Below are 25540 nucleotides of genomic sequence, written 5' to 3' on the forward strand. Positions count from 1 at the left end.
AAAGCAATGATACTTTAAGGTTTGATGGTTTTCATGTTTTCGGTTGAAAAAATATACGCTTCCTGTATGGGAGTTACATTGCGGGTAACTTTATTAATGTCCTTTCCTTCTGCTGTCCATAAATATGGATAAAAGGTAAAAACTTCGTCTGCCTTTAATTTGCTCAAATCGTCTTGCCAGTGTGTCCATCGCAGTCCGTCATAAAATTGCTTCATATCTCCGTACCAGCAAAAGTTCAAAAATTCAGAATAACTTATATGAAGAGCTTCCCATTTTAAACGCTCGGGAGCCAGGTAGTAAACTTTACCCATATCGTCGCCAAATTTGCCGCCGTTAATTGCAAAAAAACCACCGTCGGCATCATCTGCTATCAGTAAAAACGAAGGTTGTTCGCCTAACTGATTAAAACTTTTGCCTTTATTCCAATCGGGCAAGCTTCGCTGTAATTTTTTGCTGCCCGATCCTAATATCCTTATCCAGCCATTATCAACTAATATGCCACCGGTGAAATAAATGACTGCGCCCATATATGAGTGTGTACTTACCTGCGTTTGGTACAACGCCTCTTTGCCATTAGAAGCCGGTAGAATTTCTACTTTATTTTTTGCCGATTTAATGTCCTGTAAAAGCAAAGGCCACGCAGATGTGTCGGCTGTTAGTTCCGCTATCGGGCGTAATTTCATCTGCGCATTTACGGATAGTGTAAAAGCAAGCAGTAAAAGGCTTAGGGTTTGTTTTTTCATTTTGAATAGTAGTCAAATTTAAGCAAACAAAAAGTATAAAGTTAAGTAGTTATCAAACATGGATAAGCAAAGCATAACCTTAATCTTTCCGCACCAGTTATTTGAACAGTACCCCGCGGTAAACAAATCGCGACCGGCGTACCTGGTTGAGGAAACTTTATACTTTAATCAATATCACTTTAATAAAAAGAAGCTGATATTACACCGGGCCTCCATGAAGTTTTATGCGGATTTCCTGGCACAACAAGGTCTAACGGTTTTTTATATTGATGCCGGGGATGAATTGGCAGATATAAGTATGCTGATCAACGCCCTGGGCAAGCAAGGTGTTAAACAAATTCACTACGTAGATACAGCCGATAACTGGATAGAAAAAAGGCTGAAGTCGGGCTGTGAGAAAAATGAAATTGATCTTGTAAAGTACCGCAGTCCGAATTACCTGAATAGTGCCGAAGATGTGGCTGAGTTTTTCGACAAAAAGAAAACCTATTTTCAAACCGATTTTTACATCGCCCAACGTAAACAGCGCGGCATTTTGCTTGAAGCAAACGGTACGCCTGTAGGCGGCAAATGGACCTATGATAGTGATAATCGCCTTAAATTCCCAAAAAATGAAGTGGTACCTTTATTAGATGTTCCTGCCGAAAATAAATATGTCGTCGAGGCTAAGCAATACGTTGAAACTCATTTCGGCGCAAATTATGGCACTACTTCATCGCCATTTGGTAATTTGGGTGGTTTTTATCCAACTACTTACAGCGAGGCTGAAAAATGGCTGGATGATTTTTTGAAACAGCGGTTACATAATTTCGGTATTTATGAGGATGCTATGCTGACCGAAGAAAGCTTCTTGTATCATTCGGTACTAACCCCGATGTTAAATATCGGTTTGCTCAATCCGCAGCAGGTGATTGAAAAGGCTTTAGATGCAGCTACAGATTATGATATTCCTATCAATTCGCTGGAGGGCTTTATAAGGCAGGTGGTGGGCTGGCGCGAGTTTATCCACGTAGTGTATGAACGCGAAGGCGTAAAGCAACGCACAAAAAACTATTGGGGATTTAAACGCAAAATTCCCAAATCATTCTGGCAAGGCAATACCGGCATTCATCCTGTTGATGTAGTTATCAAAAAGGTGTTGGCAACTGGCTACACACATCATATTGAACGCCTGATGGTGATGGGTAACTTTTTTCTGCTATGCGAGTTTGATCCCGATGATGTTTACCTGTGGTTTATGGAAATGTACGTTGACGCGTATGATTGGGTAATGGTGCCCAATACCTATGGCATGACCCAATTTGCAGATGGTGGCCTCATGACCACCAAGCCCTACATCAGCGGCAGCAATTACCTTATGAAAATGGGCAACTGGAAAAAAGGCGACTGGCAGCAAACCTGGGATGGCTTATTCTGGCGTTTTATGCACGTGCACCGCGATTTTTTTACCAGCAACCCAAGGTTAGGTATGCTTGTTTCAATGTTTGATAAAATGCCAAAAGAGAAACAAAAAAATCACCTCCGCAATGCCGAAGCATTTTTGAAAGCGTTGGATAAGTAAGCCGTTGTAACAGGCCCCCAAATAGATTATAAGTTTTTAATATCCCTGGCCACCAAACTTAAATTGTTACCGAGCTGGTGCCCGCCTTTGTTAATTTCGCGAAATGTTGCAGCGGGTAATTTTTGCCTGTAGGTTTCAAAATGTTTGAATGGCACCTCTTCGTCGTCGTGTGCCTGGTAAAAAAAGAGTGGCGTATTTTCAGGAAGTTTTTCGGCAAAATCATCCCGGAGTTTTAAGCCCTGTTTCCAATCCTCATCACCGCTCCAAAATGGTGTCGACAACAGGAAGATACCAGCCAATTGTTTCGAAGCTTCATATTCAGAAAGATATTTGAGCAGCAATGAGGCTCCTAAGGAATGCGCTACTATAATAACTTCGTTTTTAAGTTTGCCAACCTCTTCACTTATTTGCTTTAACCAGCCAAAATCAGGCAGGCTTTCATCGGTTTGCAGTTTTGGGTAACTGATATTATAAGTATCTCCTAATTCTTTTTTTAGGGAATCTACAAGTTTAAGGTCGGCAGTATAGCCGTCGTCTCCGCCGCCCTGTATAAATAAGATCTGCTTTTTCATAAGTACGATGTATTAAAGCAATCAGTATTACTTTCCGGCCAAAAACTCGTTCAGCATCGCCACAAATAAAAGTGGTACTTTGCTATCGGGGTTTGGTGCCATAATTTCGCCCATAAACGCGCCGTGGCTGCCTGGCATTATAATCAGCCTGCCATGAGGTAATAAACGCGACATTTCGATAGCATGCTCTGGTGTTACTACATCCTGATCGCTTACAATTACAAGGGTTGGGGCTTGTATTGATTTTATTTGTTCATCGGGCCAATCCTTAAACGTTTGCATTCTGCCTGCATCTTTATCGTGCATATTTTGTAACCCAGCCTGGGTATTGCCGGGTATGGCTAAATAAACATCTTTATAAACCTGGGGCATGTTACTTAGGCTGGCACTTTTCATCATATCCCAAAACCACGAGGGTATTCCTTCCCTTTTATAAATAGCAGATATAGGTACCAATTTACGCACCAGTTTAGGGTGTCTTATAGCCAATTGCAGCGTAGTACTGCCACCATTACTAAAGCCCATCACATCGGCACCTGTAATCTTTAATTGTGTAAGCAATTCGGCAACATCATCAGCGTCCTGTTCAAAAGTTTCGGGAATATCCCTGGCCGATGTACGCCCATGATTCTGCAGGTCCACGCCAATTACCATATGAGTTTTGGCCAATTCGGGCATAATCCTGTCAAAAGACGTATGCATGGTTGAACCACCGCCATGAATCAATACCAGCGGCTGCCCGCTGCCATGAATTTCATAGTACATTTTAATGCCGTTTACCTGGGCGTATTTACCGGCAGATTGTGCGTTGCTTTCTTCTGTTGTGCTCATAATTGTTAAAGTAAAAATACTTATTTTGATGATGTAGCTAAACAAACTTTGCATATATCAAATTTAAACCGATAGGCTGAACATGCAGTGGGCATATCCGACAATTTAGGTGCTGGTTTGCGACAATCAATAAATCGATTTAAAATATCCCGTAACATTTTATTTACAAGCTAAAATAAGCGTGTATTTATTACACAATGAAAGCTTAAAACACTAATATTGTTTAACCAATTAATTGCCCTGTACTTTTTTATCTTAACCTGATATGTTTTTATCATCATTGTTTTGCCCGCATTTTATGGGCGAGTTTTGAGGTGGCATAAGCGAAGAATCACGGGGCAGCTTAACAAGAACATCAACTAAATCTCTCAACTCATGTCATTAAAATTAAAACTCACCTGTATTTTATTGATAGGGCTCAGCTTTGGGCTTTACTCCTTTAAAAAATCGGTGCCCGCGCAACACGTACTGGTTTTTTCCAAAACACTGGGCTGGCATCACTCCTGTATCCCGTTTGGTGTGGCCGCCATTCAAAAGCTGGGCAAGGAAAATAATTTTGAGGTAGATACCACTACTAACTCCGAAGCTTTCACCGACGAAAATTTAAAGAAGTACGATGCCGTGATATTTATGTGTACTACCGGCAATGTGCTCAATGCCGTGCAACAGGCGGCGTTTGAACGTTACATACAGGCAGGCGGCGGTTATGCTGGTTTCCATTCGGCTGCCGATACCGAGTATGATTGGCCATGGTACGGTAAACTGGTTGGCGCGTATTTTTCAAGTCACCCTAATAATTCCAATATCCGTAAGGCCACTATTGAGGTAACCGACCGAACCAACCCCATCACCGCCGGTTTGCCTGCCCGTTGGGAGCGTACCGACGAATGGTACAATTACAAATCTATCTACAGCGGTATTCATGTATTGGCCAGTTTAGATGAAAATACCTATGATGGCGGTACCAACGGGGCCAATCACCCCATCACCTGGTTTCATGAGTTTGATGGCGGCAGGTCGTTTTATACAGGTTGCGGCCATACCGATGAAAGTTACAGCGATCCCTTATTTTTAGGTCAGATGTTAGGCGGTATTAAATACGCCATGGGCAATGGTAAGCCTTTGGATTACAGTAAATCGTACTCCAAAGTAGCGCCGGATCAAAGCCGGTTTTTGAAAACGGTATTGGTTAGCAACATAGCATCACCGATGGAGCTGGCCTGCGCTAAGGATGGCCGGGTATTTTTTACGCAGCTGATGGGCAATTTTTCGGTTTATAACACCAAAACAAACCAGTTTAAGGTGATCCATAAATTCCCCATCACTTATGAAGGAGGTACCGGCGTGATTGGTTTAACGCTCGACCCTAAATTTGAAAGTAACCAGTTTGTTTATATTTATTACATGCCCGCCGGGCAAACTACCGAGCCGCTAAACTTCCAGTTATCGAGGTTTAAGCTGAGTACTGATAACGTGCTCGATCTGAAATCAGAAAAAGTGTTTTTTAAAGTACCGGTGCAAAAGGTTAGCGGCGCGCATCATGGTGGTTCGTTGGCCTGGGATAAAAATGGCAATCTGTACCTTTCTACAGGTGATAGTTCAAGTCCGTTTCCGTCTGATGGGTATGCACCCTTAGATGAGCGCCCCGGGCAGGAGCATTATAGTTTGGATGCACAACGCAGTGCCGGTAATACCAATGATTTGAAAGGTAAGATACTAAGGATTCATCCGGAGGCCGACGGTACTTACACCATCCCCGAAGGAAACCTTTTCCCTAAAGGCATGGCCAAAACCCGTCCCGAAATTTATGTGATGGGCTGCCGTAATCCGTATCGTATCGCCGTAAATCCTAAAACCTCGGTTTTATACTGGGGCGAGATAGGACCCGATGCCGGTAACGATTCGCCTCGTGGTCCGCGTGGATACGATGAATTTAACCAGGCCCGCAAGGCCGGCAATTTTGGCTGGCCGTATTTTGTAGGTAACAACTATCCATACTCACACTGGGATTTTGTGAATGCTAAGCCAGGACCAATGTTCGATCCTAAAGCGCCGGTAAATAATTCGCCCAATAATACGGGTTTAAATGTGCTGCCACCAGCAATGCCGGCTATGATCTGGTACCCATACGCGGCATCGGATGAATTTCCTGAGTTAGGACTGGGCGGCAGATGCGCCATCGGCGGCGATTTTTATGAATATGATGCCAATGTTAAAAACCCGAACAAGTTCCCTGAGTACTATGATGGCACCCTGTTTGTTGCCGATTGGATGCGCAACTGGGTTATCGATTTAAAATTTGATCAAAATGAAAATTACCTGCGCAATGAAGCCTTTATGCCATCCAATGGTGATTTTCGCCGACCGATAGATATGCAATTCGGTCCGGATGGCGCTTTGTATATGCTGGAATACGGATCGGTTTATGGCGCGCAAAATGAGGATGCCCGCCTGGTAAAAATTGAATACAATACCGGCAACCGTGTACCAATAGCTAAAGCGTCGATAGTTGACACGGCCATGCAATCCTACTATCAGCATACCAAATATTTAACTTCCGAACTAAAAGAGCAACCTGCCAAAAAGGAAATAAGCGGGCAGGCACCATTGGCCGTTACGTTTAGCAGCCAGAACAGTAAAGACCTTGACGACGATGATCAGATAACTTACCAATGGTTGTTTGATGGTAAAACCATTGGCGCAACCACCGCCACCGCAAGTTATACTTTTACCAAACCGGGTGTTTACAAAACGATATTGAAAGTTACCGATAAAGGCGGATTAATCGGTCGGGATACCGTTATGGTGCATGTGGGCAATACACGTCCTGTGGTAACCATTGCCAGTGCCGATAACAAATCATTTATTTGGAAAGGCAAGCCATTTAAATACCATGTAGTGGTGAAAGATAATGAGGATAAAGTAATTAACCCTGCAAAAGTAAAGCTGTTTTATATTTACAACCCGCAGCCATCCACAGATGGTAAAACGGTGCAAAGCCTGGCTGCCTTGTCTGCAAACGAGATAAGTTACCCCGGTAAGGCTTTAATGGCTGCCAGCGATTGCAAATCATGTCATACGGTTAATAAATTAGCTGTTGGGCCAAGCTTCATATCGATAGCTAACCGTTATAAAACTCAAAAGGGATCGGTAGATAAATTATCAAAAAAGATTATTGCCGGCGGCGCGGGCAGTTGGGGAACCGAGCATGTAATGAGTGCGCATCCGCAGCTTTCGGCCGCCGATACCAAGGAGATTGTTAAATATATTTTCTCTTTAACTGATGCCAAAAGTAAGGCAATGCCATTGCCTTTAAAAGGGAGTTTAAACCTTAAATTCAGTGATGCCGAGCCACGTGGACAATATACATTGCTGGCATCGTATACGGATAAAGGCGGTAAAGTTGTTGGTCCGCTAACAGGTACTGATGTGGTTACCTTACGCAACGCCGATGTTAAAGCGGTTTATGCCGATCAGCTAAGTGGCTTTAACCGCTTTAAGGATGATCTTTCCTTGGGGAATCATAAATCATTCATCTTATACCGCGATCTTGATTTAACCAACATTAAAAAGCTGAGCTTTCAATATGCTTCAAAGGGTATTGATGGCGAGATAGAGGTGCGCATGGATTCGCAGGCCGGGCCGGTAATTTGTTCAACAGTTTACGGCGATACAGGCAGTTGGGATAAACTGGCCTGGTTAACCGGCGATGTGCAAAAGCCAATCACCGGTAAACATAATGTGTTCATTTTCGCCATTAAGCGTACCAAACCTAACGACGGTATCCTGAAATTAAGCGGTGTCCGTTTTGAAGAATAATTAAGCATCATTAACAATATATAAATGAAAAGATCAATCATATTAACTACAGCTTTACTGGGCCTTTTTGCCGGCAATAGCTTTGCTCAAAGCGGCAAGCCGGTTTTTGTTGCACCGGTTGGCGTGCAGGCTTACACCTTTCGCAGCAGCATGCCTAAAGCTACCATAGCGGTATTGGATACCATTAAGTCATTCGGTATAACCGAAATTGAAGGACAGGAGCCTAAAGGCATGCCACCCGAAGAGTTTAGAAAGCTGTGCGAAGAAAGAGGTATCAGCATCCCGTCTATTGGCGCGGGTTATGGCGATATTGTAAAAGATCCGGGCGTGGTAATTAAACAGGCCAAAACCCTGGGTGCCAAATATGTGATGGTAGCCTGGATTCCGCATGGTAAAGAATTTACACTGGAGGATGCCAAAAAAGCGGTGACTGACTTTAACCGGGTAGGGCAGATCCTGGCCGAAGCAGGACTAACCTTTTGTTACCACAACCACGGCTACGAGTTTGGCAAGTATGAGGATGGTACCTTGTTTGACTACATAGCCAAAAACACCAACCCTAAGTATGTTTCTTTTGAGATAGATCTGCTGTGGTCGTTCCACGGTGGGCAGGACCCAGCCGCGCTGATCAATAAATACCCAACACGGATAAAACTGATGCATTTAAAAGATATCCGTAAAGGCGTGGCCAATGATTTAACAGGCGGTACCGATACAAAAAATGATGTGGCTTTGGGCACCGGGCAAATTAACATTCCTGAAGTGCTGAAAGCGGCCCGCAAAGCAGGGGTGAAGCATTACTTTATTGAGGATGAAAGTCCGTCATATGCTACCCAGATTCCGGTTACTATCGCTTATATCAAAAGCCTAAAATACTAAGCTATGGCCGAAAATTTCAACAGGCGGCAAATGCTCAAAACCACCGCCATTGCTGTCGGTGCCGCTGTTTTAAGCGGCCCGGCAGCCGCGGCAAATATTAAGGTAGATAAAAGGAATACCGGTTTTGTGTATTCACTGAATATGAGTACCATCCGTGGGCAAAATCTTGGTTTCATCAAAGAACTGGAAGTTGCGGCTAAAGCAGGCTTTACTTCGGTTGAGATTTGGCTGGATACCTTGCAAGCCTACCTGCAAAGCGGCGGCTCATTAGCCGACGCCAAAAAGATTATTGATGGATTGGGTCTAAAAGTTGAAAACGCCATTGGTTTTGCCCAATGGATTGTGGATGATGATGCTACCCGGCAAAAAGCGCTTGGGCAACTGCAAAATGAAATGGATATGTTGGCCAAACTTAATTGCCACCGCATAGCCGCGCCACCTGCCGGAGCCACCAAATTACCGCTGATTAGTTTAGATACTATTGCTGAGCGATATAGTACGATCCTGAAGATGGGTAAACAAAGCGGGGTAGTGCCTCAATTGGAAATGTGGGGAGGATCTGTAAACCTGAAACAGATAAGCCATGTATTATATGTAGCAGCAGCTTGTGGCGATGCTGATGCACGCATTTTACTGGATGTGTTCCATGTTTATAAAGGCCAATCGCCGGTTGATGGCTTGGCTTTTGTGGGTGATGGCGCGCTGGAAATTTTCCATGTTAACGATTACCCCGCGGGCATTAGTCCTGAAAAGATATCGGAACCAGATAGGGTTTACCCTGGTGACGGCATAGCACCTATAAAACAGATCCTGAAACTGGCAAAACATCCGGATAAGCCGTTGATAATCTCGTGCGAGGTTTTTAATAAAGGTTATTACGCCCAGGACGCTTTAGTGGTAGCTAAAACAGCATTGGCTAAGATGAAGGCGATTACGGCATGAAAAATATCAAATGGGGTCATGTTGGGTCGTAAAATCCGGAAAATTCTGAGGAGGGTAATAACGTAGAATTAGCTTCTCTACCCTGTCATGCTGAGGAACGAAGCATCTATTCGTAAACTTACAGGGCGAATACGCATGGCACAGAATAGATCCTTCGTTCCTCAGGATGACAGTGGCTTTTATAATAGGTAATGCTCAGTACGCCTCGCTTTTTACTTTGACTTTTGCTTCTTTTCGCTACCGCAAGGCTCCGCCTTGTGGTCCGCGTTTAGGTGGCCAGGAGATTACCGGTTTAGAATGCATCACCTCAACACAACTACATACCCGGATATAGGCAACGAAGTTCCCCCAAGACTGATGATATAATAATACGTACCAGCAGGTACATTTTTGCCCTCATACCGGCCGTCCCAGGGTTGGTTGTAGCCAATGCTTTTAAACACCAGGGCACTAAGGCGCGAGTATATGGTAACCTTGCAATTGGTGAAATATTGTAAACCTTCAATAACCCAGGTATCATTAACCCCATCGCCATTGGGGCTAAATACATTGGGCGGCTTAATAACCGAGGGACAACTCCCATGCTTTACACTAACACTATCTGTTGTTACGCATCCAAAATTATCTGTCACGAAAACACGGTAAGCACCGGGAAAACGCGCGGCGAAGGTAGGGTGGGTACTACCATCCTGCCAAAGATAATGGCTAAACGTACCTGGGTTTAATATCACAGAATCGCCCAGGCAAATGGACTTGCCGGGGCCAAGGTGCGGGCGGTCGCGCACAGTTAAGTTTAGGTTGGTAATAGTTGCCACACAGTGCCCCTCGCCAAACAGTGTATCTCTGTAAAATCCACTTGAGTCAACATACTTGCCCGATGGTAATTTGTATGGGTTTGCGGGGCAAATGGTGGCTGCAGTATCAATCATGGCTGGTGTGCCGTAGTTGTGATAGTTAATAGTTATTACGTTTGAATAAATGCCGCAGGCCGCGTTATTGCCGTTACCCTGTTGAAAAACGTTTAAACGCAGATAGCTTGTACCATCTGCAGTGGGCATAAATTTGTAGGTAGCAGCTATTGCCGAAGGGATATTGTTCCAGGTACTTTTATCAGTAGAAATTTGCCATTGATAGCCATTATTGAGATAACACTTGCCAACGGTAGATGTAAGGTTCATATCTGTTGTAAAGCAGGTGTTGGTGAACGAGTCGCTTTGGCTGCCGTTGATGGCGATAGTTGTTTTGGGCCCCACGGGAGTAAAGGATATATCGTCAATAGCAAGGTCATTCCCTGTGCCGCCCGGGGCGTTGTTGTGCATCCTGAGCACTACGGTTGTGATGCCGGGAGTAGTGGTGAAGTAAAAGCCAAATTTTTGCCAGCTTACCGGATTGGTAATTTCTATACCGCCGGTATTATAGCTTTTTAAAATTGTTCCATCAGTTTTTTCTATAGTAAAAGTGATGTTTGGATTGGTGCCGCCCCGTATGGCAAACATATTTAAAAGATAGGCGGAAAAATTGTAGGTAGTGCCATCGCACAAACCGGTTATGGTTTTTTTGAAAAAATCGCTGGGTTCAAGGGACGCGTCTATCAGCATAAAATAGCCGCCTTTATCGCCGGTATGGTCGGTAACGGTTTGCCAAAGCTTAAAGCAGCCTGTAGTATAGTTTACAATAGAATAATAGCCGTCTAAAGGACAAGCGCTGTTTTGCGCGAATTTAAGGTTAGTAGTGCCGGCGGCAAGTTCTGGCCCATATTGGTTAGTACCCGCGCCAAAAGTTTCATTTACAATAGGTATGCCCGAACTTTCGGTGCATTGTGCAAATGCTAACGTGCAATTGAGGATAAAGAAGATCAATAGCGCGGATCTCTGGAGCATCGGCGAATAATTTGTAACTAAAATTATTCAAAAGGACGGGGGATATTATGCGGGGCAACCGTTAGTTTTTGGTTGACTCATTAAAAGCGAAAGTTATGCCGAACTTGTTTCGGCACCTCACAAGATATGATAACCAGCGTGAAGTACACTTAGCATGTGGATTCCTGAAACAAGTTCAGGATGACTTTGGAGGTCAATCCCCTGCATATTCCCAGGCGCTTTGGTAGCCGCCAAGCTGTTCTGTATAATCAATAAAATCAGCATAAAATTTTAGGCGGGTTAGGGTAGCGCTATCGCCAATAACTACCAATTTTTTGCGGGCACGGGTCATGGCCACGTTCATGCGGCGAATATCTGCTAAAAAGCCGATCTCGCCATTGGCATTACTTCGCGCAAGACTAATATACGCCACGTCGCGTTCCTGGCCCTGGAAGCTATCTATTGTGTTTACGCTAATATCGGCGGCATGGGATGATAACGTATCGTTTGCTAATAAAAGTTCATTCAGCGTTCTTATTTGTTCTTTATAGGGCGATATAACCGCTATGGAAGGGAACTTTGTTGTAGGGTCTAATTCGGTTACCAACCTGGTCAGGTGCTTTAGTAACAACACCGCTTCATCGGGGTTGTAAGTACTTGTACCTGCCTGTTGCTCTTCAAAGCCGCAACCCGCGGTATCAATAAAGCTGACAGGGATATCGCCGTTAAACAGCAACCGGCTTGCTACAGATGTGTTTGCTTTTAATTTACTATTATAAAATTCCCTTGATGAAAAGCCCATGATAGCCTCGTTCATGCGATATTGTTCGTCTAATAAAACAACCGCTTCGGGATGCAGGGCAACACATTTTTCGAGCAGGGTAGTGCTTAGTCCGGCCCGGGCCGCCTCGTTTGATTTAATGGTAGGAGGGAGTTGCAGGTGATCGCCCGCTAAGATCACTTTCTGGGCTTTCAGTATTGGTATCCAGCAGGCTGGTTCCAAGGCCTGCCCGGCTTCGTCAATCACAACAGTATCAAACAGTACTTCGCGGATGGTATAATGGTTGGAGCCAACCAGGGTAGCTGTTATAACCTGTGCCTTATTTACCAAATCATCAACGATATGCTGCTCGGTAAGTGCCACATCTTTCATGATCTTGTGCGCCTCGTTAAACAGGGCCTTGCGCTGGTCACGTTCCGATTTGCCGAAACTGCGCTTATACTTATGCGCCATGTCTTTATAGGCGCTGGCTTGTTTTTTTAAAGTACGGATGAGTTTATTATCCGCATGTTCGGCCATTTTGCTATCCAACGTAAGCGATACCAGTTTTTCTGATACACGGTTGGGGTTGCCAATGCGTAAAACATTAAGACCTTCATCTGCTAATTTTTCGCTTAACAGGTCAACAGCGGTATTGCTTGGCGCAACTACTAATATTTGTTTACGGGTTTGTTTGGCCAACAAACAAATGGCCTGCACAAGCGTGGTGGTTTTCCCAGTACCCGGAGGCCCATGTACAATGGCCAGATCCTGCGCCGCTACAATTTTATTTACAGCCGCTAACTGTGAGCTGTTTAAACGCGAAATAGGCAGAGGGGTAATGCTTTCTGAAAACACGGGCGAGGCTTGCCCTGTGAGGATATTAATGAGCCTGCCTTCTTTAGGTTTTTCGCTTAATGCTGATGCCTGTTTAACGGCTTTCAACATTTCGTCATAACTGTTGTTATCAAACAGAAGGTCGATGCCCAATTTGCCGTCACGCGCCCAATCGGGTAGTTCATCGGTGTATAAGGTAATTTTTAGGCGATTGCCACCCTGGTACGTAATAACACCTTCAACACGATCTTTTTTAGGATCATGGTTGCTGAACAAAGCGGCAGGTACACCAAACCTAAGCTGATGCGATAAATCCTGGTGGGTAGTGCGCTCCACTTCCACATTGATATAATCGCCACGGCCAGGTTCTGTATTGCGGATAGCTATAGGGTACCAGCTAAGTCCCTGCGCCCGCCTATCGGCCGCCGATGTGTTTTCTGTAAGCTTAAGATATGCGCTGCGATCTTCTTCTTTTTCCTGGTTTAACAGATCGAGCAGCTTTTTGAAGTAAGTCATTCTTTGGGACTGTGAGACGTTTGGACTATGGGATTATAGGACTAAGGGATTTTTGGACTGTGAGACTATTGGAAAAAAGAGCAAGGACTTTTGGACAAAGGATAAAAGACTTTGATACAATGAACTAATTGACTGCTGCCTTTAATAATTCTTTAATCCCATAAATCCCGGTTCAGACAAAAGCGTTAGTGATGGCAGTGGATACCGGCCTGCGCCTAAGGCTCCGTGCGCGTATGAACGAACAGCACGACCCGCAGGGAACGCCAATATTTATTTTTAACCAATCATTTAACCGCTTATTTATTTCTGCAAACTGTTACCTAAACACCTCCAACTAAACACTACTGCAAACTGCTTACTGGGAACTGCAAACTGATCTACAGCTCCCTCCTTAACCTTGCAACCGGGATATTCATTTGTTCGCGGTATTTGGCTACGGTACGGCGGGCTATGTTGTAGCCTGCGTCTTTGAGTATGTCGGTTAGTTTTTCGTCGGCCAGCGGGTGGCGTTTGTCTTCTTTGCCTATATGCTCTTCGAGTATTTTTTTAACCTCTTTGTTTGATACTTCTTCGCCGCTTTCTGTCTGGATAGCTTCGGAGAAGAAGGATTTTAACAGGAAGGTACCAAACTCGGTTTGTACATATTTGGAGTTAGCCACGCGCGATACGGTACTGATATCCATCCCAATCCTATCTGCAATGTCCTTCAGGATCATTGGTTTCAAGTTTTTATCATCGCCGGTAAGGAAAAACTCGTACTGGTATTGCATAATGGCATTCATGGTTTTCAGCAGTGTTTGCTGGCGTTGCTTAATAGCATCAATAAACCATTTTGCCGAATCGAGCTTTTGTTTTACAAACTGTACTGCTTCTTTTAATTTTTTATCTTTTTGCGATGCCTTGTCATAATGCTGAAACATTTCCTGGTAGGAGCGACTTACTTTTAACTCCGGCGCGTTTTTGGAATTTAGGGTAAGTATCAGCGAACCATCATTGTTGGTGATATGAAAATCCGGGATCACCTGCATTTGTTTGGTGTTAATCTCGTTGCTATCACCTGGTTTGGGGTTAAGCTTTAAAATTTCGTTAACAACACCACGTAATTCATTTGAATCCATGTTGAGTTGCTTTTCAAGCTTATCGTAATGTTTGCGGGTAAACTCGTCAAGGTATTGCTCAACAACAATAATGGCTTTCTTTATAATAGGATCGTTAGGGTCTTTTTTACGGAGCTGGATGAGCAGGCATTCCTGTAAGCTACGGGCGCCAACGCCGGCAGGGTCAAAGCTTTGAATTACCTTCAACATGTCTTCAACCTCTTCGTCCTCGGCCATTACGTTTTGCGAAAAAGCAAGGTCGTCGGTAAGTGACATAATAGGGCGGCGTAAGTAGCCATCATCATCCAAACTGCCTATAATCTGTTTACCTATCCTGAAATCTTTATCACTCAGTGGCAAAAGATCAAGCTGTAGCTGTAAGCTTTCAAAAAATGAGCTTTGTACGGCAATGGGGATCTCTTTGCGTTCGTCCTCATCGTCGCCGTTTTGATCATAGCGCGAGCCATAATCGTTTACGCTATCGTCCTGCAGGTAATCGTCAATATTAAATTCGTCCATCTCGCCCTTTTCTTCGTCGCCATTGTAGCTGTCCTCATCGGGGTCGCGGTCTGGATATTCTTCAACAGGTTCATTAAGGTTTGTGAGACTTAAATCTTCAAGTGCTGGGTTTTCTTCCAGTTCCTCTTTAATGCGGGTGTCAAGAGATACGGTAGGTACCTGCAGCAGTTTTATAAACTGTATTTGCTGCGGGGATAGCTTTTGTAAAAGTTTTTGTTGAAGATTCTGTTTAAGCATAATAAGATGTGTCCAAAAATACATCAATTAGTTTTAACTTTAAAATAACTTAATGCCAAATGGAACAATGACTATAAAGGCCGAATGAAATAATTTGTTTGCAAGGCCCGGAAATTTATTCGTTAATTAGATAAACTAAAAACTAAACTATGGCTATAGTAAAAGAATTTAAAGAGTTTGCCATGCGCGGCAACGTTGTTGACCTTGCAGTAGGTGTTATTATTGGCGCCGCTTTTGGCAAAATAGTTACCTCATTAGTGGCCGATATCATTATGCCACCCATTGGTATGATAACCGGCGGAATTGATTTTAAAGATCTTAAGTATGTACTGAAGCCGGCAGTTGGTAAAGTACCGGAAACGGCTATCAATTACGGTTTGTTTATCAACAACGTGATAGATTTCCTGATTGTAGCCTTTTGTATTTTTTTAATTGTTAAAGGAATCAATACCCTTAAAAAGAAAGAAGAAGCTGCACCCGCGGCTCCGGCAGAACCAACAAAAGAAGAAGTTTTGTTAACGGAGATAAGGGATTTATTGGCTAAGAAAGCATAATGTTCATAGTTGATGGTTCATAGATCATGGCCGGAAGTTAAAAGAAGCTGTGATATACCGCACCACATTACCATGATCTATGAACTATTAACCATGAACTAAAAACTCCTTGGTAATTTAGGGTCTGTTAAAATAACATAATCTGCCAGTTGGTTGAATTTGCTCCAGTCGGGGTTGTCAAAGCTGTCATCGGCATAGGCGGCAACGGTGAGTACTTTTGCACTGGGGGCGTATTTTTTGAGTTGGGCAACCGCGCCCAGCTTTTCTTCGCTGTGAAAGCCACCGTTTAGATGCATCATCTTATAATCGGTATGGTTTTTATAAAATTTGGCTATTGACCATCCCATGGTTGCATCCCAAAGATTTTGCGATTGATAAATCTGCATGCCGGCCATAGCGCTGTGGCCGCCCATAATTTTTACAAATTTATCATAATAAGCGCCTGTAGCCGTGTCAATAGGCAGGGGAGCAAGATAGCTTTTGGCCTGGGCATCTAAAGCTTGCAGGGCACCTAATCCGCCGCGGGTAACCATGTTGGTATAGCGCGATGGCGCGTTGGCTGCTATAACTGGCGCCTGGTTTTGTTTAGCCAACTCAATCAACGGGCGGTAATCTTTATAGTTCGGCCAGGTACGGGCATCGGTAACCAGGTTTTTTTCGCGGATCAGATCGGCCAGGTATTCGTTAAGCACCAATTGACAATCAGTGGTAAACATCTCCATAGATAAGGCTGTTTTATGCGGATAGATTTCATTAAGCTGCTTAAAAATTTCCAATTCCAGTAAATGCCCGGTAGAATCATTATGCTCTTCGCCGAAGAATAATACGTCGGCTTTGGTCATATTGTTAACAATATCTTTAACTGTTGATAATTTTTTGGTATTGGTATTATATATTTTATAATGAGGCTCTTGGTTGTCTTGTGCAATCGTTACGAAAGGTAAATAGATGAAAAACAATAGGATAGATAATTTCATTTTGCAGTTTTAAAACCCTTAATTTACATCAACAAAAACATAACGACAAATAAGAAAAATAGTATTTGAAAAGTTTTAAAATATTACTACATTTGCGCTCTTGTTTTTAAAACGACGATTAGAATAAAATATAGCCATGAAAAGAACGTTTCAGCCTTCTCAAAGAAAAAGAAGAAATAAACACGGATTCCGTGAACGCATGTCAACTGCTAACGGTAGAAGAATTTTAGCAGCCAGAAGAGCAAAAGGCAGAAAAAGATTAACGGTGTCTGACGAAGGTCGTCACAAAGCATAAACCGGTTGCTTGGGTATGCCCGCAGGGGCGTATCGATGGATACCGTATCTGCTAATATCCCGGTTCCAATTAGGCAACTATGTATACTTTTAAAAAAGAAGAACGGTTATGTAATAAAAGGCTTATTGATAAGCTTTTTCATAGCGGCTCTTCTTTTTTATGTTATCCCTTTAAAGCCTCGTGGTTGTATCATACAGAACCACAGCAATATCCTGCCCAGGTGTTATTTTCTGTTTCAAAAAAACGTTACAAGCACGCTGTCGACCGCAATTTAGTAAAACGCTGTATGCGTGAAAGCTACAGGTTACACAAACAACAACATTTATACAATTTGCTGCTAAATGCCAATCAAACTATTGTATTATCGATAGGTTACATTGGCAAAGAAATTGTGCCCTATAGCATGATGGAAAAAAAAATGCTGAAGATGCTTGCACAGCTTGCAGAGCAACTATCGGGCGTTAGCAAGGTAAAGGTATGAATGGGATAGTTAAATTGCTTAAAGCTGCTATTGGTGGCGTATTTATATTGCTGATAAAAATTTATCAGTATTTTATATCACCAATGACCGGAGCATCGTGCAGGTATACGCCAACATGTTCGCAATATGGGGTTGAGGCTATAAAAAAGCATGGTGCCTTTAAAGGCGGTTGGCTTACTATAAAACGCATAGCCAGCTGTAACCCCTGGGGAGGGCACGGGCATGATCCTGTACCTTGATTAGTTTTAGGTATTAAGTTTTGCGTGATGGGTATACTTGGTACTTGAGGCCGTATAGTTTAAATTTGCGCTATGCGTATGTTTCAGGTTTTTGAACTTGTTCAAAAACTCACAACTCACAACTCACAACTCACAACTCACAACTCACAACTCACAACTCACAACTCACAACTCACAACTCACAACTCACAACTCACAATGGGGCTTATATTACAGATTGAAACCGCCACAACATCCTGCTCGGTAGCACTTGCCGCCGATGGTAAGGTTTTGGCCTTTAAGCAGATAAACGAGCGTAACAAGCACGCCGAAGTGGTTACCCTGTTCTCTGAAGAGTTGATAACTGGTAATGGTTTTACTTACCAGGATCTGGATGCCGTAGCTGTAAGTTGTGGTCCGGGTTCATATACTGGTTTACGGATAGGCGTATCTACTGCTAAAGGGCTTTGTTTTGCTTTGGATAAGCCCCTGATAGCCATTGAAACCCTGGAGGCCATGGCTTATGGTGTAATTAATGATTCCGCTATTACTTTGGAGGAAGATGTGCTCTTATGTCCTATGATTGATGCCCGCAGAATGGAGGTTTATTGTGCCGTTTTTAACACCAACGGAGAAAAGTTGAGGGCAACCGCTGCAGATATCATTGATGAAAATAGCTTTACCGAATTATTGAAAGATAATAAAATACTATTTTTTGGTGATGGTGCCGATAAATGCGAAGCTGTTTTGGGCGCCAATCCCAACGCTTCTTTTTTACTTAACTTCGAAAATTCAGCCACTTATCTAACGCAAAAGGCCGCGGAAAAATTCACCCAAAAGAATTTTGAAGATGTGGCTTACTTTGAACCATACTACTTGAAAGATTTTATAGCAGGAGTATCTAAAAAATAGAGTCAAGAGGCAAGAATCAAGAGTTAAGACTTTTGACTGTTCGCTTAGTTATTTTATTGACTCCTTTGGAAGTTGTTTTCTACTCGCAGCATTTAAATACGATGGCCTGTTAGAGATAATTTTTAGAGTAGATAAATCCGGAATGTCAGCTAAAAAGAGTCTTAATTCTTCACTCTAATCTCTTGATTCTGTTTCGTTATTTATCAGTTTTAAACAGGCGATTCCACAAACGGCCAAAGAAACCTTTTTCTCCCATCGGAATAAAGCTTGCATTCATAGGGTGTTCAACCGTTGCTCCAAATTTTAAAGAGAATCCCATAAATAAATCCATGCCGGTATAAGTACCCACATGGTCAATTTGGGTTTGATTACCCGCTGCAGCAAAAGCCAATCTACCGGTATTGATTAGTTTGTCTGTGCCGATGAAAAATTCGGCATCAGGTGTTTTATACATGAATTGTAAGCCGGCATTAAATAGTTTTAAATCGTCGTAAGTAAAAGTAACTGTTCCCGTATATTTTTTGTATTGTATGTGGTTGACCAGTCCGGCGGTAAAACCGGTATACCATAACTCTTTTGAGCCAATAAGTGTTGGTATATATTTGATATCGTTATCATAATCTAACCAATAGGTTTTTGAAGCACTCAGTTCGGCCCTGGCATTGGTTTTGGTAGTAAATGACCGGGGATCTCCGCTGCTTGATCTGAATAGCTGTACCGTTCGGTTGTATATACTGTCTTCCCGGTGTACTGTCGAAATTCCATTTATAGTAGTTACCCCATCAAAATTACTAATTGTTGATCGGCTGCTCCAGTGTATAAAACCCAGGTCTTTGATATTAGCTTGAAGGGTTATTTTATCGTTGGTTAAATAAGACGTACCTAAGTTTATTGATGCTCCGGGATTACGAAAGGTTGGCAGGTAGTCGTGCGATGTAAAGTGCCCTGGAACATAACTTGAGTAGTATTTACCCCGCAAAGCCATTGTTGCCTCGTCGTTAATTTGGTCAAACGCTATGTGCGATTCGTCGATGTTGAATTTAGAATATTTAATACCCAACAAGGCGCTCAATTTAAACCCGATTGCCAGTTGCTTATTGATGCGCTCGCGGTAAGAAAAACCTATCTGGTTGTAAAGCTGCATCTGAAAATTGTTGTTGAAAATATTATCGTATGCGCCATTGGGGAAATTTTTTGGCGTGTTTCCGTCAAATAATAATAAGGTTTCGTCGGTTACCAGGCCGCGCGATTCGCCCCTGATCTGGTAGGATAAACCCATTTCAACATCGCCGTTAAGGCTGGTAAAAGCCTTTAGCATTAATAAATAGGCATTTACATTGGCATTAACATGGTTAAGCTTATTGAAACCCGTTTTCAACGCATCAGATTGGTAAGAAGGGCTTTTAGCAAATAACCTGTTTTTTAAACTGCCCTGTATATCGCCTGTAATAAAAGCGTTGGCATCAAAATTTGGTATTAAAAAGTTGAAAGAGTATTGCTTACTTGAATCGGGGATAAATGAACGTACTGAAGTATTCTCAAAAGACTCATACGTGGTGCCGGTATTATATTGAGAAAATTGCTGCGCAGAAACGGAGAAAGAAATGAGTAAAAAGCAAATAACAATGTAAATCTTATTCATAAATATTAATCTCACCGGTTCTTGTTAATCCGTATAGAGTTTTAAATAAAAAAATAAAAACGATTATCCTTGCAAAAAACAAGGGTAATTGTTGTTTTAAACGTATTTTAAGGTTTAGGGGTTGTGTATTGAGGTTAAATAAATTACTTTTTTACCCCGGTAGTATCAACGCTATTTAAACGCATACAAAAATTGGTATAAAAATTCCTATCAGAGGCTGTAAACTGGTACGAAGCCCCATAAAAATTTCGCCAACCTGGTTGGTTATCTTCAAACGCATCATAAAACGGGTTTTTAAGGTCACGTTTCAGTATTTGTTGCGAATTTTTAAAGTTAATAAAAAAAGCTACGTTGCTGCGTTCGGCCAGTAGCCCGTCAAACTGGTTATATTGATCTGTTTTGCTGATGAATTTGCGGTTGATATAGGTATCTGTATAACTTTTAAGCTCAGATGCGGTTGCCGCCAATACCAGGTAGTTATCAATAATCATAAAATACGGTTTTCTAAAAACGCTGAAGGCATCGCCTAATAAAAAGAAAGGTACTTTTTCGTAATTAAACTGCCCAATGTTGTCGTTGGTCATGGTGCTGATATTGGTTATCAACGGGAGCAGTTTTGAGCCGTCTTTAACCGATACGATGGCAAATTTTTCTTGATACCGGGTGGTTACTACTGCAAATTCATTGCTTAGCAGGTGTTCAAACTCCGTTTTTAAAAACATGCCGGTTTCCTGTTTTATTTTGGAAAATAGTTGGTCTTTCTCTTTGTTTATTCCTGCTTTGGTATGCCATTCCGCTAAATCGGCTGCAAATTTTTGAGGATCGGATATCGCGAAGTTTATACTATAGGCAGTAGTGGCCGGTAAAATATCTTTCAGGTGATTAACCACAGGCTGCTGATTTGCAAACAGGTTTAAATAGCTATACGTATGGCTGTTTAAGGTAGTAAGGCCGTTAAACATCAGGGCGTCGTTTTTAAAATTTAAACTAAGGGCGGCAACCGCGGGCAATAGCCTGAAGCTTTTGAAAATGTCGGTGTTTTTATTTTTGAACAGCTGCTCAAACAGCGGCGATAGTTCTCCATAGTTAAGATACAAGTTGGCCAGCGAGTTTGAGTTTTGCTGATCGGGCAGGGGGACAAATATATTTTTGCCCTTGTCATTTTTGTAAAGTATGGTTTGATCAATAAGGGCTTTTGAAAAACTTCCCTCAAAAATGTTATCCTCTTTTTTAACTATATAAAAGTGCTTGTTAATGGCCTTTACTAAAATATCGTATACGGTACCTATCGCATTATGGGTGGTTGATAAACTAAGCTCCCCTTGTGATTGCGCGACTATTTGGGTAAACGCATTAGGCTCAAATCCTTTGGTTGCCGTAGTAGTAACCAATAAACCTACATCATCAGCATCGGTTGGATGAATAGAGATAAAAACATTTTGCCCCGAGAAAAATAAATCGGAGAGGGACGACGATAGGAGCAATTTACGCAGGGTATCCAGATCGGTAAGTTTTTCTTCGCCAATAACAGCTTTTAATAGTGTGTTACCCTTAAAAATATCGTAAAAGCCTTTTTCGTTATTGTACTCAAATACCGCCACTGCGTTATCCGGAATGCTGTGCATTACCTGGTTGTTACGCACCCCGGGCGGACTTAAATTTTTGAAATAAAGAACTGTTATGGATACGGTGGCAGCCAGTAAAATTAAGGTAGTAACTATCAGTCGTTTCATAGCGGTTTGCTTTACAAAGATAGAATTTTACCCCGCGGCATTAAAGTAATACTTTCATTTGGTTAACTTAGCTTTTTATATCTGTATGAACAAACATATTATTTTTACAGCTTCGTTTTTTGGTATGCTTGCCGTTGTTACCGGCGCGTTTGGGGCACATGGTTTAAAAGCCTTATTACCAGCACCCGAGCTTGAAGTATGGCATACTGCTGTACAATACAATTTTTATCACGTATTTGCATTGCTTTTTCTTTCAACAATTAAGGCTGAAAGTAGCAAACTGCTTAACGCGGCGTACTATCTGTTTACATTAGGTATCCTGTTTTTCTCGGGCTCATTGTACCTGTTAAGCTGCCGCAGCATTATAGGCTGGACCTGGCTCATTCACCTGGGACCCATCACCCCACTTGGCGGCCTGTTGTTTATTTTAGGCTGGCTGATGCTGTTTATATGGGCTATTAGGGACAAAGGACTGTTGGACGCTTAGACTTTGGGACTATTGGACGCTTAGATTTTAGGACTATTGGACTATTAGATTTTGGACAAAGGACTTAGCCGCGTGTACAGATATAAATTATAAAACAAAAAAGAAGCTGAGTTGATTTTTGCTTTTGTCTTGACTCTTGATTCTAACCTCTTGACTCTTTAAACATGTTGGAGTTTACTGAAAATGAATTTGCTGATCGTAAAACACTTTTTGTTGAGGTGATTTTGCCTTTGGCTATTTCAAAAAATTATACTTACCGGGTTCCTTTTGAAATGAACGATGCCGTAGCTATTGGCAAAAGGGTGGTGGTGCAATTTGGTAAAAGTAAACTTTATACAGCTATTGTAAGGGAGATTAGCGAACTGGCTCCTGAAAAATATGAGGCTAAATATGTGATTGAAGTGTTGGACAACCTACCGGTGGTTACGCCGCAGCAACTACACTTTTGGCAATGGGTAGCCGATTATTACATGTGTACCATTGGCGAGGTGATGAACGCTTCGTTACCTGCTGCCCTTAAATTGGCCAGTGAAACCCGCATAATTTTAAATACCGATTACGGGATAGATAAAAGCGCCCTGCATGATAAGGAGTTTTTAATTGTGGAGGCACTTGAAATTCAGCCAGAACTTACTATAAGCGATATTGCCAAATTACTCGGTCAAAAAACGGTAATGCCTATTTTAAAGCTGATGTTTGAAAAAAATATCATCCACATCAGCGAAGAAGTAAGCGAACGGTATAAACCACGCAAACGCACTTTTGTCACCCTTAACCCGGTTTATAATAACCCTGAAAATTTAAGAGATCTGTTCCCAATCCTGGAGAAACGTGCACCAAAACAAGCCGATGCTTTATTAGCTTACATCAAACTTTCACGAACTCAAGCCAAAATCTCCAAAAATGAATTGATTGAAGAGAGCGGGGCGGGGGAATCAAGTATTAAATCGCTGATAGAAAAGGAGATTTTATTTGCCGAGGAAAAGAACGTGAGCCGGTTACAGTTTGAGGAGGATGTGGATGCCATTACCAATTTTGAGCTAAGCGAGCAGCAGACCGAAGTGTTGGAGAGTATCCGTACACAGTTTAGGGAAAAGGATGTAACGCTGCTGCACGGGGTAACGTCGTCGGGAAAAACGCAGTTATATATCAGGCTGATAGAAGGAATGATGCGCGAAGACAGGCAGGTACTTTACCTGTTGCCCGAGATCGCACTTACTACTCATATCATCGAACGTTTACGGATTTACTTTGGGGCTGATATTGGCATTTATCATTCCCGTTTTAATGATAACGAACGGGTTGAGGTTTGGCAAAAAGTACTGAACAACGATTATAAGGTGATTTTGGGTGCTCGCTCCTCCGTGTTTTTGCCTTTTAATGACCTGGGGTTGATTATTGTTGACGAAGAGCACGAGACATCTTACAAGCAATACGATCCTGCTCCCCGTTACAACGCCCGCGACGCGGCTATTTTTTTAGCCAATATGCACCGGGGAAAGGTTTTGCTTGGTTCGGCTACGCCATCATTTGAAAGTTACCATAATGCGCAAACCCACAAATATGGTTTTGCGGAATTAACAGAACGTTTTGGCGGCGTACAACTGCCTGACGTGGAAGTGGTGAGTATCTCTTCAGAAATTAAACAAAAAACCATCCAGTCGCATTTTACCAGTGTTTTGATGACGGGTATAGGCGAGGCCCTGGCCAATAAAGAGCAGGCAATTCTGTTTCAAAACAGGCGTGGATATGCCCCGATACTGATGTGTAAAATATGCGCTTACACACCCAAGTGTATCAATTGCGATGTAAGCCTTACCTATCATAAAAGCAGTGGCAAACTACATTGCCATTATTGCGGTTATAGGGAAGATTCGCCATCAATTTGCCCTGCTTGTGGTTCCACACATTTGGAGTATAAAGGCTTCGGTACCGAAAAAATTGAGGATGAACTAACTCTTTTATTGCCCGAGGCGCGGATAGCCCGGATGGATTTGGATACCACCAGATCCCGCAACTCTTTGCAAACTATACTGAATAATTTAGAAGAAAAGAAGATAGATATATTGGTAGGCACCCAAATGGTGGCTAAGGGGTTGGATTTTAGTGATGTTACGCTTATCGGGATAATTAATGCCGACAGTTTGCTTAAATTTCCGGATTATCGTGCCAATGAGCGTAGCTTTCAAATGCTGGCCCAGGTAAGCGGCAGGGCCGGGCGCCGGGGTAAGCAAGGTAAGGTTGTTATTCAAACTTATGATCCGTACCACCGGGTAATAAAACAGGTGATAGCCAACGACTACAGGGATCTCTACAATACCGAAATGGAGGAACGGAGAAACTTTAAATACCCGCCCTTCTATCGCATCATCAACCTGGATATTAAGCATCAAAACCCCGAGGTGTTATATAACCAGGCCGTTTATTTGGGTAACGAACTCCGCAAGCATTTTGGCGAGCGTGTGATTGGTCCCGAAACGCCGCTCATTAGCAGGATAAGGAACTACTATATCAAATCCATTATGCTTAAGTTTGAAAAGGATGGAATATCCATCATAAAAGCTAAAGCTGTGCTGAAAGATATCATTGTGCAGTTTCAAACCACTAAGTTGAGTAAGGGAAGTATTGTGGTGCCGGATGTTGATCCTTATTAAACACCGAGTTAGCTTTTCAGACTAACGGTAACTCCCTTTCTTAGCGTATTATGTATTTCTGCCACCTTATCGGTATGGGCTATCAGGTCGGTAATTACCTGTGTAGATGCTTTGGAAGATATCTGAACGTTATATAAAAAGTTCGATCCAGGTTCGCCTTCTGCACCGAAATTACAAGTACACTCTACATTAACTTCGTCGAGTATTATATCGAGTTTATCTGCTTCCCGGTAAAGATCATTGCAAAAACAGGTAGCTAAGGCCAATAATAAAAGCTCGCCTCCGTTTACAGATGATCCGTAGCCCGATGCCTTGGGGACTATGTTAATCTGTTTAACATCGTGCATTGTTTGAACGGTAACCTGGTGATCCTGGAAACTGCTTTTTACTGAGGCTGAAAAATTCATATGCTTGT

The 25540-nt window shown here is 42.5% G+C and carries 21 protein-coding genes; 11 read left to right on the forward strand and 10 right to left on the reverse strand.

Annotated elements, in window-relative coordinates; translation table 11 throughout:
• Positions 1 to 14: 14 nt before the first annotated feature.
• Positions 15 to 743, reverse strand: coding sequence for a DUF2625 domain-containing protein (locus QWZ17_RS07420; RefSeq protein WP_290304460.1), 729 nt, complete (start codon positions 741 to 743; stop codon positions 15 to 17).
• 58 nt (positions 744 to 801) lie between these two features.
• On the opposite strand from QWZ17_RS07420, the gene QWZ17_RS07425 reads away from it, so the two are divergent.
• Positions 802 to 2304, forward strand: coding sequence for a cryptochrome/photolyase family protein (locus tag QWZ17_RS07425; RefSeq protein WP_290304461.1), 1503 nt, complete (start codon positions 802 to 804; stop codon positions 2302 to 2304).
• Between the two features lie 26 nt (positions 2305 to 2330).
• On the opposite strand, the gene QWZ17_RS07430 is transcribed toward QWZ17_RS07425, so the two are convergent.
• A complete protein-coding gene (locus tag QWZ17_RS07430; RefSeq protein WP_290304463.1) occupies positions 2331 to 2876 on the reverse strand; it encodes an alpha/beta hydrolase in 546 nt (181 codons plus the stop codon).
• 27 nt (positions 2877 to 2903) lie between these two features.
• Positions 2904 to 3707, reverse strand: a complete 804-nt coding sequence (locus QWZ17_RS07435; RefSeq protein WP_290304465.1) for an alpha/beta fold hydrolase — start codon at positions 3705 to 3707, stop codon at positions 2904 to 2906.
• A gap of 375 nt (positions 3708 to 4082) precedes the next feature.
• On the opposite strand from QWZ17_RS07435, the gene QWZ17_RS07440 reads away from it, so the two are divergent.
• Genes QWZ17_RS07440 through QWZ17_RS07450 form a run of 3 tightly spaced genes read left to right on the forward strand, consistent with a single transcriptional unit; the run spans position 4083 to position 9347 of the window.
• Complete coding sequence (locus QWZ17_RS07440; RefSeq protein WP_290304467.1) at positions 4083 to 7526, forward strand: ThuA domain-containing protein; 3444 nt, start codon at positions 4083 to 4085, stop codon at positions 7524 to 7526.
• A gap of 24 nt (positions 7527 to 7550) precedes the next feature.
• Positions 7551 to 8405, forward strand: a complete 855-nt coding sequence (locus QWZ17_RS07445) for a sugar phosphate isomerase/epimerase family protein (protein WP_290304468.1) — start codon at positions 7551 to 7553, stop codon at positions 8403 to 8405.
• Between the two features lie 3 nt (positions 8406 to 8408).
• Entirely contained in the window at positions 8409 to 9347 is a 939-nt protein-coding gene (locus QWZ17_RS07450) for a sugar phosphate isomerase/epimerase family protein (protein WP_290304469.1), read from the forward strand.
• 302 nt (positions 9348 to 9649) lie between these two features.
• On the opposite strand, the gene QWZ17_RS07455 is transcribed toward QWZ17_RS07450, so the two are convergent.
• The 3 genes from QWZ17_RS07455 to rpoN all read right to left on the reverse strand — a co-directional run bounded on the left by QWZ17_RS07455 (position 9650) and on the right by rpoN (position 15172).
• Positions 9650 to 11227: a T9SS type B sorting domain-containing protein gene (locus QWZ17_RS07455; RefSeq protein ID WP_290304470.1), complete on the reverse strand. Its 1578-nt coding sequence runs from the start codon at positions 11225 to 11227 to the stop codon at positions 9650 to 9652.
• Between the two features lie 193 nt (positions 11228 to 11420).
• Entirely contained in the window at positions 11421 to 13319 is a 1899-nt protein-coding gene (locus QWZ17_RS07460) for an AAA domain-containing protein (protein WP_290304472.1), read from the reverse strand.
• Between the two features lie 377 nt (positions 13320 to 13696).
• Positions 13697 to 15172, reverse strand: coding sequence for an RNA polymerase factor sigma-54 (rpoN, locus tag QWZ17_RS07465; protein ID WP_290304473.1), 1476 nt, complete (start codon positions 15170 to 15172; stop codon positions 13697 to 13699).
• A 149-nt stretch (positions 15173 to 15321) separates the two neighbouring features.
• Between rpoN and mscL the strand changes: the two genes are divergently transcribed.
• Positions 15322 to 15726: a large-conductance mechanosensitive channel protein MscL gene (gene mscL, locus QWZ17_RS07470; protein WP_290304475.1), complete on the forward strand. Its 405-nt coding sequence runs from the start codon at positions 15322 to 15324 to the stop codon at positions 15724 to 15726.
• Positions 15727 to 15824: 98 nt separating this feature from the next.
• Here mscL and QWZ17_RS07475 read toward each other — a convergent pair whose 3' ends face one another.
• Positions 15825 to 16703, reverse strand: coding sequence for a ChaN family lipoprotein (locus QWZ17_RS07475; protein ID WP_290304477.1), 879 nt, complete (start codon positions 16701 to 16703; stop codon positions 15825 to 15827).
• 136 nt (positions 16704 to 16839) lie between these two features.
• On the opposite strand from QWZ17_RS07475, the gene rpmH reads away from it, so the two are divergent.
• From rpmH to tsaB, 4 genes are all read left to right on the forward strand, one after another.
• Complete coding sequence (rpmH, locus tag QWZ17_RS07480; protein ID WP_110583460.1) at positions 16840 to 16998, forward strand: 50S ribosomal protein L34; 159 nt, start codon at positions 16840 to 16842, stop codon at positions 16996 to 16998.
• 79 nt (positions 16999 to 17077) lie between these two features.
• Positions 17078 to 17479, forward strand: a complete 402-nt coding sequence (rnpA, locus tag QWZ17_RS07485) for a ribonuclease P protein component (RefSeq protein ID WP_290304479.1) — start codon at positions 17078 to 17080, stop codon at positions 17477 to 17479.
• Positions 17476 to 17718, forward strand: a complete 243-nt coding sequence (yidD, locus tag QWZ17_RS07490) for a membrane protein insertion efficiency factor YidD (protein WP_290304480.1) — start codon at positions 17476 to 17478, stop codon at positions 17716 to 17718. The genes rnpA and yidD overlap by 4 nt, the downstream gene beginning before the upstream one ends.
• Before the next feature lie 198 nt (positions 17719 to 17916).
• Positions 17917 to 18609 (forward strand): tRNA (adenosine(37)-N6)-threonylcarbamoyltransferase complex dimerization subunit type 1 TsaB, encoded by a 693-nt coding sequence (tsaB, locus tag QWZ17_RS07495; RefSeq protein WP_290304481.1) that lies wholly within the window; start codon positions 17917 to 17919, stop codon positions 18607 to 18609.
• Positions 18610 to 18805: 196 nt separating this feature from the next.
• Here the strand turns inward: tsaB and QWZ17_RS07500 are convergent, their stop codons facing one another.
• Together QWZ17_RS07500 and QWZ17_RS07505 are read right to left on the reverse strand one after the other, a co-directional pair.
• Complete coding sequence (locus QWZ17_RS07500) at positions 18806 to 20251, reverse strand: DUF5723 family protein (protein ID WP_290304482.1); 1446 nt, start codon at positions 20249 to 20251, stop codon at positions 18806 to 18808.
• A gap of 143 nt (positions 20252 to 20394) precedes the next feature.
• Positions 20395 to 21984, reverse strand: coding sequence for a hypothetical protein (locus tag QWZ17_RS07505; protein WP_290304483.1), 1590 nt, complete (start codon positions 21982 to 21984; stop codon positions 20395 to 20397).
• A gap of 85 nt (positions 21985 to 22069) precedes the next feature.
• On the opposite strand from QWZ17_RS07505, the gene QWZ17_RS07510 reads away from it, so the two are divergent.
• Both QWZ17_RS07510 and priA read left to right on the forward strand, forming a co-directional pair.
• Positions 22070 to 22471, forward strand: coding sequence for a DUF423 domain-containing protein (locus QWZ17_RS07510; RefSeq protein ID WP_290304484.1), 402 nt, complete (start codon positions 22070 to 22072; stop codon positions 22469 to 22471).
• Between the two features lie 164 nt (positions 22472 to 22635).
• Positions 22636 to 25125, forward strand: coding sequence for a replication restart helicase PriA (gene priA, locus QWZ17_RS07515; RefSeq protein WP_290304485.1), 2490 nt, complete (start codon positions 22636 to 22638; stop codon positions 25123 to 25125).
• A gap of 8 nt (positions 25126 to 25133) precedes the next feature.
• Here priA and QWZ17_RS07520 read toward each other — a convergent pair whose 3' ends face one another.
• On the reverse strand, positions 25134 to 25532 hold the full coding sequence (locus QWZ17_RS07520; RefSeq protein ID WP_290304486.1) for an OsmC family protein: 399 nt from the start codon (positions 25530 to 25532) through the stop codon (positions 25134 to 25136).
• Positions 25533 to 25540 lie beyond the last annotated feature (8 nt).

It is taken from the genome of Mucilaginibacter flavus (assembly GCF_030409315.1).
Classification (GTDB): domain Bacteria; phylum Bacteroidota; class Bacteroidia; order Sphingobacteriales; family Sphingobacteriaceae; genus Mucilaginibacter; species Mucilaginibacter flavus.